Origin of the sequence: Streptomyces sp. AK08-02 (genome assembly GCF_033795085.1) — a bacterium.
Taxonomy (GTDB): domain Bacteria; phylum Actinomycetota; class Actinomycetes; order Streptomycetales; family Streptomycetaceae; genus Streptomyces; species Streptomyces echiniscabiei.
Genome location: NZ_JARAZV010000001.1, coordinates 827,087 through 842,018, shown reverse-complemented (window position 1 = coordinate 842,018; position 14,932 = coordinate 827,087). Strand labels below are relative to the sequence as shown.

Sequence of the window (14,932 nt, the reverse complement as noted above, 5' to 3'; positions counted from 1 at the left end):
GGCCGGTGCGCGGTCAGGCACTCTCGCTCCCCAGTGCCAGCCGTACGAGGTCGTCCTCGTCCATCTCCTTGATGACGGCCGCCCGGTCGGACGCCTGCGATGCGCCGCTCTCCTGGTCCGGTCCGGCCAGCTTCAGCAGTGCGTCCAGCAGGCCGGAGCCGCGCAGCCTGTCCAGCGGGATCGCGGACAGGGCGCGGGTGATCACGTCGTCGGCCACGGCCGGCTCCGGGGCCTGCGGGGCTCCGGCGGGGGCGAGACGTTCGAGGCAGTACCCGGCGACGGCGGCCGGGCTCGGGTAGTCGAACACCAGGGTCGCGGGGAGCCGCAGGCCGGTCGCCGCGTTGAGGCGGTTGCGCAGTTCCACGGCGGTCAGGGAGTCGAAGCCGAGCTGCCGGAAGGCGCGTTCGGGGTCGACGGCCGAGGCCCCGGCGTGGCCGAGCACATCGGCGGCGTGCGCGCACACCAGGTCGGCGAGCACGGCGTGGGCGTCGTCGGCGCCCAGACCGGCCAGCCGCCCGCGCAGCGCGTCCGCGCCGTCGTGGCCGCCGCCGGTGGCGGCCGTCCGGCGTACGGCGCCGCGTATCAAGGTCCGGAAGAGGGCGGGTACGGCGGCGCTGCCCGCCCTGGCGCGCAGTCTGGCCAGGTCGAGCCGGACCGGCACCAGTACGGCGTCGTCCCGTTCGAGGGCGGTGTCGAAGAGGGCGAGTCCCTCGTCGGAGGTGAGTGCCCCCACGCCGCCGCGGGAGATGCGCCGCAGGTCGACCTCGTCGAGGGTGCCGGTCAGGGTGGAGCGCTCGGCCCACATGCCCCAGGCGAGCGACTGTCCCGGCAGACCCTGGGCACGCCGGTGCTGGGCCAGGGCGTCCAGGAAGGCGTTGGCCGCGGCGTAGTTGCCCTGGCCGGGGCTGCCGACGGTGCCGGAGGCGGACGAGAAGAGCACGAAGGCGGACAACGGCAGGTCGCGGGTCAGTTCGTGCAGGTTGAGCGCGGCGTCCGCCTTGGGGCGCAGGACGTGGTCGATGCGCTCGGGGGTGAGTGACCCGATGACTCCGTCGTCCAGGGTGCCGGCCGAGTGGACCACCGCGGTGAGCGGGTGGGCGTCGGGGACACCGGCGAGCAGTACGGCCACCGCGTCGCGGTCGGCGGTGTCGCAGGCGGCGGCCTCCACCCGGGCGCCCAGAGCGGTGAGTTCGTCGACCAGGGCGGTCGCCTCGGGCGTGTCGGCGCCGCGCCGCCCGGTCAGCAGCAGGTGACGTACACCGTGCCGGGTGACGAGGTGACGGGCCACCAGGCCGCCGAGGACGCCGAAGGCGCCGGTGACGAGCACCGTGCCCTCGGGGTCCCACGGCTTGACGGCGGCGCCGTCGGTGTCCGCGGCCGGGGTCCTGGTCAGGCGGGGCGCGAGGGTACGCCCGCCCCGTATCGCGAGTTGGGGTTCCGCGGCGGCGAGCGCGGCGGGCAGGGCCTTGAGGGCGTCGGCCGGTTCCTCGGTGTCGACGAGGACGAACCGGTCGGGGTGTTCGGACTGCGCGGAGCGCACCAGCCCCCACACGGCGGCGGCGGCCAGGTCACCGATGTCCTCGCCGGGTGCGGTGGCGACACCACCCCGGGTGATCAGGACCAGCCGGGTGTCGGCCCAGCGGTCGTCGGCCAGCCAGGTCTGGAGCAGACGCAGGGTGTCGGCGAGCGCGGTGCGTGCCGCGTCCGCGCTGTTGCCACCGGGCGGGCAGACCGTGACGACCACGTCGGGCGCGGTGGCACCCGACTCCACGGCACCCGACTCCACGGCGGCGGTCAGCGCGTCGAGGTCCTGGTGGGTCTCGGGCAGCGGTACACCCGCGCCGAGCGCCGCCCACCGGCCGACGGGCGGCTCGGTGACGGCGGGCAGGGCGGTCCAGTCGAGCCGGAACAGCGAGTCGCGGCTCTGGGCGGCGGCGCCACGCAGTGCGTCCACGGCGATCGGGCGGATGGCGAGCGCGGCCACGTCGGCGACCGGCCGACCGGCCTGGTCGGCGGCGGAGAGGGCGACCGAGCCGGTGTCGTCGTAGCTGAGCCGTACGCGCAGTTCGGTCGCCCCGGAGGCGTGCAGGCGGACGCCCTCCCAGGAGAAGGGCAGCCGGGCTGTGCCGGGCTCGTCGCTCTGTTCGGTGCCCTCCGGGGTGGCGAGCCACAGGCCGTGCAGGGCGGCGTCCAGCAGCGCGGGGTGCAGACCGAAGCCGGCGGCCCCGGTGTGCTGGTCCTCGGGGAGCCGTACCTCCACATAGACGTCCCGGCCCAGCCGCCAGGCGGCGTGCAGGCCGTGGAAGGCGGGACCGTAGCCGTAGCCGGCGTCCGCGAACCGCTCGTAGAGGCCGTCGACGGGCACGGGTTCCGCTCCGGCGGGCGGCCAGGCCGCGCCGTACGGGTGGGCCGCCTGGTCATCGGCCGGGGCGGGGGCGAGGACGCCGGTGGCGTGGCCGGTCCACGGGGTGCCGGTGCCGTCCTCGGCCCGGGAGAACACGCCGAGTGTGCGCCGCCCGGTGTCGTCGGGCGCACCGACCCGCACCTGGAGCTGGACGGCAGCGTCCCGGTCGAACACCAGCGGTGCCTGGAGGGTCAGTTCCTCCACCTGGGGGCAGCCGGCCTCGTCGGCGGCGCGGACGGCCAGTTCGACGAAGCCGGTGCCGGGCAGCAGGACCACGCCGGAGACCGCGTGGTCCGCGAGCCAGGGGTGGGTGCGGGTCGACAGGCTGCCGGTGAGCACGAGGTCCCCGGTGTCGGCGACCTCGACGGCCGCGGCGAGCAGCGGATGACCGGTGGCGCCGGCTCCACGGGGTGTCGCGGCGGGCGGCTGGATCCAGTAGCGGCGCCGTTGGAAGGCGTACGTCGGCAGCTGGGCCGTGTTCTCGCCGGGGAACGCGGCGGTCCAGTCGACCACTCCCCCGCGCACCCACAGTTCGGCCGCCGACAGCAGGACCCGTCGTAGTCCGCCCTCGTCGCGGCGCAGGGTGCCGAGGACGACGGTCTCGTGTCCGGCGGCCTCGGCGGTCTCCTCGACGGCCATGGTGAGCACGGGGTGCGGGCTGACCTCGACGAAGGAGGTGAACCCTTCGGCGGCCAGGGCACGGACGGCGGGGTCGAAGCCGACGGTCCGGCGCAGGTTTCGGTACCAGTAGCCGGCGTGCATGCCGGTGGTGTCCAGCCAGCCGCCGCCCTCGACCGTGGAGTAGAGCGGCACCTTGGCAGGCATCGGTTCGATGCCTGCGAGGGTGTCCATGAGCACGTCGTGGATCTCCTCGACGTGCCCGGAGTGCGAGGCGTAGTCGACGTCGATGCGGCGGGCGCGTACGCCCTTGGCCTCGCAGTCCGCGAGCAGGGCGGTCAGTGCTTCGGAGTCGCCCGCGACGACGGTGGTGGCGGGCCCGTTCAGCGCCGCCACCGACAGGGCGCCGGCCCAGGGGGCGAGGGCGGTCTCCGTCTCGTCCGCGGGTAGGGACAGCGAGGCCATGCCGCCGCGTCCGGCCAGCGCGTCGAGGGTCCGGCTGCGCAGGGCCACGACCTTGGCCCCGTCCTCCAGGGACAGCGCGCCCGCCACCACAGCGGCGGCGATCTCACCCTGCGAGTGCCCCACGACGGCGTCCGGTACGACACCGAACGACCGCCAGACCTCCGCCAGCGACACCATCACCGCGAACAGCGCGGGCTGCACCACATCGACCCGGTCCCACGCGCTGCCCGAGCGCACGGCATCCAGCAACGACCAGTCCACGAAGGGAGCGAGCGCCCGCTCGCACTCCCCCATCCGCGCCGCGAACACCGGCGACTCGTCCAGCAACTCCCCTGCCATACCGGCCCATTGGGAACCCTGACCGGGAAAGACGAAGACCGTACGGCCCACGGTGTCCGCGACGCCACGTACCAGGTCGGGGGCGGTTCCGCCGTCGGCGAGCGCGGTCAGCGCGGCCGGGAGCCGGGTGCTGTCGCCGACGAGGACGGCGCGGTGCTCGAACGCCGTGCGGGTGGCCAGGGTTCGGCCGATGTCGGCGGATGTGTCGTCCGGCGTCCGGGCCAGGTGGGTGGTCAGGCGCGCGGCCTGGCCGAGCAGCGCGTCCGGTGACTTCGCGGAGAGCGGCCAGGCGACGGGCAGAGCGGGCAACCGGTCGGACGCCTGCCGCGGGGCCGACTCCGGGGCCTCTTCGAGGATCGCGTGCACATTGGTGCCGCTCATGCCGAACGCGGAGATCCCGGCGCGGCGCGGGCGGCCGGTACGCGGCCACGGGGTCGGGTCGGTGACCACGTCGACGGCACCTGCCGTCCAGTCGACCTGGGTCGAGGGCCGGTCGACGTGCAGGGTGGGCGGCACCTGTCCGTGCTGGAGGGCCAGGACGGTCTTGATGACGCCGGCCACGCCCGCGGCGGCCTGGGTGTGGCCGATGTTGGACTTCAGGGAGCCGATCAACAGCGGGCGGCCGTCGGCGCGTTCCTGGCCGTACGTGGCGAGCAGGGCCTGGGCCTCGATGGGGTCGCCGAGCTTCGTACCGGTGCCGTGGGCCTCGACGACGTCGACGTCTGCCGCCGAGAGCCGGGCGTTGGCGAGGGCGGAGCGGATGACGCGCTGCTGTGAGGGGCCGTTGGGCGCGGTGAGGCCGTTGCTGGCGCCGTCCTGGTTGACGGCGCTGCCGCGCAGCACGGCCAGTACGGGGTGCCCGCGCCGCTGTGCCTCGGAGAGCCGTTCCAGCAGGATCACCCCGACGCCCTCGGCCATGCCCATGCCGTCGGCGGCGTCGGAGAACGCCTTGCAGCGGCCGTCGGCGGCCAGACCGCGCTGGCGGGCGAAGCTGATGATGGCGCCGGGGCTGGACATCACCGCGACACCCCCCGCGAGGGCGAGCGAGCAGTCACCGGCACGCAGGGCCTGGGCCGCGAGGTGCACGGCGACGAGGGAGGCGGAGCAGGCGGTGTCGACGGTGACCGCCGGGCCCTCCAGGCCCAGGGTGTAGGAGATGCGGCCGGAGATCACGCTGGCCGCGCTGCCGGTGAGCAGGTGGCCCTCGTTCTCCTGGGTCTGGGCGACCGAGGCGCCGTAGTCCTGGTAGTTGACGCCGGTGAAGACGCCGGTGTCGCTGCCGCGCAGCAGATCCGGGTCGATGCCGGCGCGTTCGAAGGTCTCCCAGGACGTCTCCAGGAGCAGCCGCTGCTGGGGGTCCATGGCGACGGCCTCGCGCGGGGAGATGCCGAAGAAGTCGGCGTCGAACTCACCGGCGTCGTAGAGGAATCCGCCGTGCCGCACATAGCTGGTGCCGGGCTGGTCCGGGTCGGGGTCGAACATGGACTCCAGCGGCCAGCCGCGGTCGGTCGGGAACTCCGAGACGACGTCGCCGCCTTCCTCCAGCAGCCGCCACAGTTGCTCCGGTGTGTGCACCCCGCCGGGGAAGCGGCAGCTCATCGCGACGATGGCGATCGGTTCGTCGGCCGCCGCGCTGCCGGCGGGCACGGGTGCCCGGTCGGCGGGCGCCCGGCGCTCGCCGAGTACCTCGGCGCGGATGTGCTCGGCGAGCACGGCCGCGGACGGGTAGTCGAAGACGAGGGTGGCGGGCAGCCGCAGACCGGTGGCGGTGCGCAGCCGGTTGCGCAGTTCGACGGCGGTCAGCGAGTCGAAGCCGAGTTCCTGGAACGCCTTGCCGGGCCGCAGCTCCTGCGGCGAGTCGTGCCCGAGGACGGCCGCCGCGTGGGTGCGTACGAGGTCCAGGGTGACGCGGCGCTGTTCGGCGTCGGCCAGGCCGTCCAGGCGCTCGCGCAGCACGCTCGCGGCCGGGGTCGCGTCCGTGCCGGGCGCGGTGGCCTCCTCCAGTTGCCGCCTGGCCTCCGGTACGCCGGTGAGCAGTCGGCTGGGGCGTACGGAGCCGAAGACCGCCGCGAACTGCTCCCAGTCGACGTTGGCGAGGGCGATGACCGTCTCGTCGTCGTCGAGTGCCTGCTGGAGTCCGGCGAGCGCGAGGTCGGGCTCGATGAGTGGCAGGCCCTGCTTCTGGACGCGGTAGAAGTCGGAGTCGTCGACGGTGTCGCGGACGGTCCAGGGGTTGGCGGCCGACCAGACACCCCAGTCGACGGTGGTGGCGCTCAGACCCCGCGCCCTGCGGTGTTCGGCGAGGGCGTCGAGGTAGGCGTTGCCGGCGGTGTAGGCGGCGTGGTTGCTGCTGCCCCAGACGCCGGCGATGGAGGAGAACATGACGAAGGCGTCGAGTTCGCGGTCGAGCAGTTCGTCCAGGTGCCGGGCCCCGTCCGCCTTCGCGGCGACGACCTCGGCGAAGGCGTCGAGCGGGGTGTCGTCCAGGGAGGCGAGCTGGATGTAGGCGGCGGCGTGGAACACCGCGGTGACGGGCGTGCCCCGCTCCTCCAGTCCGGCGAGCAGGCCCGCGATCTGGTCGCGGTCCGCGAAGTCGCACGCGGGCAGGGACAACTCGGTGCCCAGTTCGGCGAGTTCGGCGCGCAGTTCGTCCGCGCCGGGTACGTCGGCGCCGCGCCGTCCTGGCAGGACGAGGTGCTCGGCGCCGCCCCGGGCGAGCCAGCGGGCGAGGTGCGGGCCGAGGGCGCCCGTGCCGCCGGTGACGAGGACGGTGCCCCGGGGCTTCCACGCGGGCCGGTTACCCGGCAGGCGCGGGGCGCGGACCAGACGGCGGGCGAGCAGTCCGGCGGTACGGACGGCGAGCTGGTCCTCGCCGGTGGCCCCGGCGAGGATCGCGCGAAGGCGGTCCCGGGAGCGGGAGTCGAGGGCCGTCGGCAGGTCGACGAGGCCGCCCCAGCGGGTGGGGTGCTCCAGCGCCGCGACCATGCCGGTGCCCCAGATCAGCGCCTGGTCGGGGGCGGTGAGGGTGTCCGTGTCGCCGGTGGCGACGGCGCCGTGGGTGGCGCACCACAGCGGGGCCTCGATACCGAGGTCGCCGAGTGCCTGGACGAGGACGAGGGTGAGCGCCGACCCCGTGGAGACGGCGGGGTGGTCGGGGTGCGGGTGTCCGGCGACCGCGAGGAGCGACAGGGCGCCCTGCGGGGTACGGCCGTCCAGTGCGGCGGCGAGCCGGTCCGCGAGGGCGGCACGGTCGACGTCGGCGTCCGCGAGGAGCACGGTCACGGCCTCGGCACCGGCTTCGGTGACGGTCAGGACGGCGTCCCGTACGAGTTCGTTGTCCGCGTGTCCTTCGGGCAGGACGACGAGCCAGGTGCCGGACAGGGCGGCGGCGGGCGGGTCGGTGACGGGCTGCCAGTCGACGCGGTAGCGCCAGTTGTCGACGGCGGCGCCGTCTCGCTGCCTGCGGCGCCAGGCGTTCAGGGCGGGCAGGACCGTGCCGAGTGTCTCGGCGTCCACGGCCAGGTTCCCGGCGGCCTCCTCGGCGTCGCCGCGCTCGACGATCCGCCAGAACTCGGAGTCCGCCTCGTCCTCGACGCCCGCCCGCGCGACGGGTTCGGCGCCCTGGAGCCAGTAGCGCTTGTGCTCGAACGGGTAGGTGGGCAGGTCGGTTCGGCGGGCGCCGGTGCCCTGGAAGAGGGCCGGCCACCGCACCGGGACGCCACGCACCCACAGTTCGGCGGCCGAGGTGAGGGCGCGGGCGAGGCCGCCCTCGTCGCGGCGGAGTGTGCCGGTCACCACGGTCTGCGAGGCCTCCGCGTCCTCCAGGGTGTCCTGGACGGACATGGTGAGCACCGGGTGCGGCGACACCTCGACGAAGACCTGGTGGCGCTGCTCGGCGAGGGCGCGTACGGCGGCGTCGAACTCGACGGTCTCGCGCAGGTTCCGGTACCAGTACCCGGCGTCCATCGCGGTCGTGTCGAGCCAGTCCCCGGTGAGGGTGGAGAACAGCGGCACCTGACCGGCGACGGGCTCGATGCCGGCCAGCGCCGCCAGCAGTTCCTCGTGGATGCGTTCGACGTGCGCGGAGTGGGAGGCGTAGTCCACCGCGATGGTGCGGGCCCGTACACCGTCCTCCTCGCAAGCCGCGATCAACTCGCGCAGCGCCTCGGAGTCACCGGAGACGACCACGGCGGACGGTCCGTTGACGGCGGCGACGGAGAGGCGCCCCGACCACCGGGCGACCAGTTCGACGGCGCGCTCGCGCGGGACCGCCACGGAGACCATGCCGCCGTGCCCGGCGAGGGAGAGGATCGCGCGGCTGCGCAGGGCCACGACCTTGGCGCCGTCGTCCAGGGAGAGAGCGCCGGCGACCACGGCGGCGGCGATCTCGCCCTGGCTGTGGCCCAGTACGGCGTCGGGCTCGACGCCCCAGGAGCGCCACAGGGCGGCCAGTGAAACCATCACGGCCCACAGCGCCGGCTGGACCACGTCGACCCGTTCGAAGGGCGGGGTGTCCGGGGCGCCGCGCAGCACGGCGTCGAGCGACCAGTCGACGTAGGGCCTGAGGGCCTGCTCGCAGGCGGCCACGGAGGAGGCGAACACCGGTGAGGTGTCCAGCAGTTCGACCGCCATGCCGGCCCACTGGGCGCCCTGGCCCGGGAAGACGAAGACTCGGCGGCCGTCGGTGTCGGCCGCGCCACGGATCAGCCCGGGGGCGTCCTCGCCGCCGGCCAGACCGTCGAGGGCGGCCGTCGGGGTGCCGTCCCCGGCGGCGAACAGCACCGCGCGGTGTTCGAAGGGGGCGCGGCCGGTCGCCAGGGAGTAGCCGGTGTCCAGCGGGGCGGAGGCGCCGCCCCGGGCGCGGTGGTCGCGCAGCCGCTGGGCCTGGTGTGCCAGGGCCTGCGGCGACTTGGCCGAGAGCACCCAGGGCAGGACGGGCGCGGCGGGCGCGGGCTGCGGCGCGGTTTCCTCGGATGCGGGCGGGGCCTGTTCGAGGATGGCGTGCACGTTGGTGCCGCTGAAGCCGAAGGAGGAGATGCCCGCGCGGCGGGGAGCGCCGGTCTCCGGCCAGTCTCGGGCCTCGGTGAGCAGTTCGACGTCGCCCGAGACCCAGTCGACGTGCGGGGAGGGCTCCTCGGCGTGCAGGGTGCGCGGGAGCACACCGTGCCGCAGGGAGAGCACCGTCTTGATCACTCCGGCGACTCCGGACGCGGCCTGGGTGTGGCCGATGTTGGACTTGAGCGCGCCGAGCCACAGCGGGCGGCCGTGCGGGCGGTCCTGTCCGTAGGTGGCGAGCAGGGCGTCGGCCTCGATGGGGTCACCGAGAGTGGTGCCGGTGCCGTGCGCCTCGACGACGTCGATGTCGGCGCCGGTCAGGCCTGCGTTGCTCAGCGCGTGCCGGATGACCCGTTGCTGGGCGAGGCCGTTGGGTGCGGACAGGCCGTTGCTGGCGCCGTCCTGGTTGACGGCGCTGCCTCGCATGACGGCCAGCACCGGGTGGCCGTTGCGGCGGGCGTCCGAGAGACGCTCCAGGAGCACCACCCCGACGCCCTCGGCGAGACCCATGCCGTCCGCCGAGGCGCCGAACGCCTTGCAGCGGCCGTCGGCGGCGAGGCCCCGCTGCCGGGAGAAGCCGACGAACACACCGGGGGTGGCCATGACGGCGACGCCGCCGGCCAGGGCGAGCGAGCAGTCGCCGCCGCGCAGGGCCTGGGCGGCGAGGTGCATCGCGACCAGTGAGGAGGAGCAGGCCGTGTCGACGGTGACCGCCGGGCCCTCCAGACCGAGGGTGTAGGCGACTCGCCCGGAGACCACGCTGGCGGCGCCGCCCGCGACCAGGTGTCCCTCGCCGCCCTCGGGCGACGAGCCCGCGAGCGAGGTGTAGTCCTGGTAGTTGACGCCGGCGAAGACACCGGTGGAGGTGGTGCGCAGGGAGGTCGGGTCGATGCCGGCCCGTTCGACGGCCTCCCAGGAGGTTTCCAGGAGGAGCCGCTGCTGGGGGTCCATGGCGACGGCCTCGCGGGGCGAGATGCCGAAGAAGGCCGGATCGAAGTCGCCCGCGTCGTGCAGGAAGCTGCCTTCCCGGACGTACGAGGTGCCCTGGTTGTCCGGGTCGGGGTGGTAGAGGCGGTCCAGCGGCCAGCCGCGGTCGGCCGGCATGCCGGACAGCACCTCGCCGCCGTCGGAGAGCAGCTGCCACAGCCGTTCCGGGGTGTCGATGCCGCCGGGGAAGCGGCAGCTCATGGCGACGATCGCGATGGGCTCGTCGGGGTCCGCGACGGGGACGACGGCCGTCGAGGCCGCCTCCGGGGCGGTGTCGCCGAGGAGTTCGGTGCGCAGGTGCTCGGCGAGGAGGGCCGCGCAGGAGTAGTCGAAGACGACGGTGGCGCGCAGCCGCAGGCCGGTGACCGTGTTGAGCCGGTTGCGCAGTTCGACGGCGATCAGCGAGTCGAAGCCCAGTTCACGGAAAGCCCGGTCGGGCAGCACCGCGTCGGCGGACTCGTGGCCCAGGACGGCCGCGGCGTTGGTGCGGACGAGCTCCAGCAGGGTCCGGCGCACCTCGGGACCGGGCAGTCCGGCCAGGCTGCGGCGCAGTGTGGAGGCGTCGTCGGTGTCGCCCGGGGCCGCTTCGCCGCTGTCCTCGGCAAGGGCGCGGACGTCGGGGAGACCGGCGATGAGAGGGCTGGGCCGTACGGAGGTGAACACGGGCACGAAGCGGGCCCAGTCGACGTCGGCGACCACGACGACGGTCTCGTCGTCGTCCAGGACGCGCTGGAGTCCGGTGACGGCCAGGCGCGGGTCCATGAAGGGGATCCCGCGTTCCAGCAGTTCGCGTTCGAGGTCGCTGGTGGCGAGGCCGCCGCCCTCGGCGCTCCAGATGCCCCAGACCACGGAGGTGGCGGCGAGACCCCGGCCCCGGCGGTTCGCGGCGAGGGCGTCGAGGTAGGCGTTGCCGGCCGCGTAGGCCGCGTGGTCGGCGCTGCCCCACACGCCGGAGACGGAGGAGTACAGGACGAAGGCGTCGAGGTCGGTGTCGCCGAGGACGGCGTCGAGGTTGGCGGCGCCCTGGACCTTCGCGGCCAGGGTGGCGTTCATGCTCGCCGGGCTCTCGTCGCGTACGGGGACCAGCTGGGCGGCGGCCGCGGTGTGCAGGACGGCGCGGACGGGGTGGCCGTCGTCGGCGACCCGGTGGACGAGCGCGGCGAGCGCCTCGCGGTCGGTGATGTCGCAGGCGGCCAGGGTCACCCCGGTGCCCAGGGCGATGAGTTCGGCCTCCAGCTCGACGGCGCCGGGGGCGTCGGCACCACGGCGGCTGACGAGGACGAGGTGCTGGGCGCCGCCCCGGGCGAGCCAGCGGGCGGCGTGGGCGCCGAGCCCGCCGGTCCCGCCGGTGACGAGGACCGTGCCGGAGGGCCGCCACGGAGCGGACGCGGCGGCGGAGGGGGTGGCGCGGACGAGGCGGCGGGCGTACGCGCCGGAGGAACGGATCGCGATCTGGTCCTCGTCGCCCGCTCCGGCCAGGAGGTCGGCGAGCAGGTGTCCGGCGCGTGCGTCGCACTGCTCCGGCAGGTCGATCAGACCGCCCCACAGGCCCGGGTGTTCCAGCGCCGCTGTGCGGCCGAAGCCCCAGGTGAGGGCCTGCTCCGGATGGGGGACCGGTTCGGAAGGGCGCACCGGGACGGCGCCCGTGGTCACACACCAGAGCGTGCTCCGCGCCCCTAGATCGTCCAGCGCCTGGACGAGCGCGGTGGTGAGCGCCAGGCCCACGGGCAGGGCGGGCAGCCCGTCGAGGGGCCGCTCGTCGAGGGCCAGCAGGGAGAGGACACCGGCGGGCGCGGGCGCCGTACCGGAGGTGTCGGAGGACCCGGAGGAGTCGGGTGCTTCCGCCAGCAGCTCGCGCAGGCGGTCGGTGAGTCTTGTCCGGTCGGTGTGGGTGTGGTCGAGGACGACGAGTTCGGGGTCGGCGCCGCGCTCGCGGAGAGCCTCGACGGCACGGGTGACCGTGTCGTCACCGGCGTGGCCGTCCGGGACGAGGACCGGCCAGCGGCCCGTCAGCGGCGCGGCGGCACGGGCGGTGAGCCGCTGCCAGTCGACGTGGTAACGCCAGCCGTCGAGGACGGCACGGTCCCGGCGGCCGCGGCGCCAGGTGGAGAGGGCGGGCAGGACGTCGCTCCAACTGGCGGCCTCGACGCCGAGCGTGGCGGCGACGGCGGTCACGTCCTCGCGTTCGACGGCGGCCCAGAAGGCGGCGTCCGCCGGGTCGGTGGCCTCCGGGCCGGCGCCGGGCACGGTCTGCGGCTCCAGCCAGAAGCGCCGGTTCTGGAAGGCGTACGTCGGCAGTTCGACCTGCTCGGGCCGGTGCGCGGCGAACACGGCCGCCCAGTCCACCCGTACGCCGTGCACATGTACCTGGGCGAGGGCGGTGAGAACCCGGTGCAGGCCGCCCTCGTCCCGGCGCAGGGTGCCGGTGACCAGGGTCGGCGGAGCCGGGACCGCCGCGTCGGGGTCGGCGAGATCGTCGAGGATGTCCTGCGTCGGCACAGCGAGCACCGGGTGCGGGCTGACCTCGACGAAGACGCGGTGACCACGTGCGACGAGGTCGCGTACGGCGGCGTCGAAGTCGACGGTCTGCCGCATGTTGCGGAACCAGTACTCGGCGTCCAGGCCGGTCGTGTCGAGCGGTCCGCCCGTCACCGTGGAACAGAACGGGATCACGGAGGGTGCCGGCCGTACTCGGGCGAGTGCGTCGAGCATGCGGTCGCCGAGCGGGTCCATGTGCGCGGAGTGGCCCGCCACGTCGGCGGCGACCCGCCGTACCCGCACCTCGCGTTCCTCGCACTGCAGGAGGAACTCGTCCAGGGCCTCGGGGTCCCCGGAGACGACCGCGGAGGCCGGGCCGTTGACGGCGGCGACCGACAGCCGGCCGTCCCAGGCCCGCAGGCGCTCCAGCAGGGTGTCCGCGGGCAGCGCCACGGAGGCCATGCCGCCGGTACCGGAGAGTTCCAGCTGGGCCCGGCTGCGTACGGCGACGATGAGGGCGGCGTCGGCGAGGGTGAGGGCACCGGCGACGTACGCGGCGGCGATCTCGCCCTGGGAGTGGCCCACGACGGCATCGGGCTCGACACCGAAGGACTGCCACACCGCCGCGAGCGAGACCATGACGGCGAACAGCACGGGCTGTACGACGTCGATGCGGTCCAGCGGCGCGGCGTCCGGCTCCGCGCGCACCACCGCCGACACCGACCAGTCCAGGTGCGGGGCGAGTGCCTGTTCACACTCGGCCATGCGGGCGGCGAACACCGGTGACTCGTCGAGGAGTTGCCGTGCCATACCCACCCACTGGGAGCCCTGGCCGGGGAAGACGAACACGGTCTTGCCGTCGCCCGCGCCGGTGCGGCCGGTGACGGTCTCGGCGGCGCTGCCGCCCGCCGCGACGGCCGAGAGTCCGCGCAGGAAGCCGTCGGACCGGTCGGCCACGACGACGGCCCGGTGCTCGAAGGCCGAGCGGGAGACCGCGAGGGAGTGGCCCACGTCCGCCGGGCGCAGGCCGGGGCGGTCGGCGAGCCAGGAGGCGAGGTGGGCGGCCTGGTCGCGCAACGCCTCGGGGCTGCGGCCGGAGAGCAGCCAGGGCACGGTTGTCCCGGGGGTCGCGGCCGGCGCGCCCTGCGGCTCGACGGCGTCGTGTTCGGGTGCCTCGTCTTCCTCGGGTGCCTGCTCGATGATGACGTGTGCGTTGGTGCCGCTCATGCCGAACGACGAGACGCCCGCACGGCGCGGCCTGCCGGTCTCGGGCCAGTCGAGCCGCTCGGTGAGCAGCCGTACCCCGCCGGAGCTCCAGTCCACGTGCGGGGTCGGCGCGTCGACGTGCAGGGTCTGCGGCAGGACACCCTGCCGGATCGCCATGACGACCTTGATGACACCGGCCAGGCCCGCGGCGGCCTGGGTGTGGCCGATGTTGGACTTGATCGAGCCGAGCCACAACGGCTGGTCCTCGGCACGGTCCTGGCCGTAGGCGGCGAGCAGGGCGTCGGCCTCGATGGGGTCGCCGAGCCGGGTGCCGGTGCCGTGCGCCTCGACGACGTCGACCTCGGCCGGTGAGAGCTGGGCGTCGGCGAGGGCGGAGCGGATGACGCGCTGCTGGGAGGGACCGTTGGGCGCGGTGAGGCCGTTGCTGGCGCCGTCCTGGTTGATGGCGCTGCCGCGCAGCACGGCGAGCACCGGGTGGCCGCTCGCTCGGGCGTCGGAGAGCCGTTCCACCAAGAGCACGCCGACGCCCTCGCCCCAGCCGGTGCCGTCGGCCGCCGCCGCGAAGGGCTTGCTGCGGCCGTCGGCGGCGAGGCCGCCCTGGCGGGAGATCTCCACGAAGGCGCCCGGCAGGGCCATCACGTTGACGCCGCCGACGAGGGCCAGCGTGCACTCGTCGTTGCGCAGGGACCGCGCGGCGAGGTGCAGTGCGACCAGGGAGGCGGAGCAGGCCGTGTCGACCGTGACCGAGGGCCCCTCCAGCCCCATGACGTAGGAGACACGCCCGGACATCACGCTGACCGCGTTGCCGGTCATCAGGAAGCCCTGGACGCCCTCGGGCGCGCCGTCGGCCAGGGACATGTAGCCCTGGTCGATGGAGGCGGCGAACACGCCCGTACGGCTGCCGCGCAGCGAGACGGGGTCGATGCCGCCCCGTTCGACGGCCTCCCAGCAGGCCTGGAGCATCAGCCGCTGCTGCGGGTCCATGGCCAGCGCCTCACGGGGCGAGATGCCGAAGAAGTCCGGGTCGAAGCCGCCGGCGTCGTCCAGGAAGGCCCCGGTGACGGGTACGCCGTCGCCGGCCAGCCGGGCGGCGTCCCAGCCCCGGTCGGCGGGGATTCCCGCGTAGGTGTCGCGGCCGTCCGCCACCAGTTCCCACAGGTCCTCGGGGCTGTGTACGCCGCCGGGGAAGTGGCAGCTCATCGCGACGACGGCGATGGGTTCCCGGCTGCGCTCCTCGGCGTCCCGCAGTCGTCGCCGGGTCTGCTGGAGGTCGATCGTCACACGGTTGAGGTAGTCGCGGAGCTTCTGCTCGGTCTGGTCACTCACTGGGCATCCTCGCCTTCTCCTGGAAACGGCCGT

The 14,932-nt window shown here is 74.8% G+C and carries 1 protein-coding gene; it reads right to left on the bottom strand.

What is annotated here, in order from left to right; translation table 11 throughout:
* Window positions 1-13: 13 nt before the first annotated feature.
* Window positions 14-14,899, bottom strand: coding sequence for a type I polyketide synthase (locus PV734_RS03495; RefSeq protein ID WP_319288730.1), 14,886 nt, complete (start codon window positions 14,897-14,899; stop codon window positions 14-16).
* Window positions 14,900-14,932 lie beyond the last annotated feature (33 nt).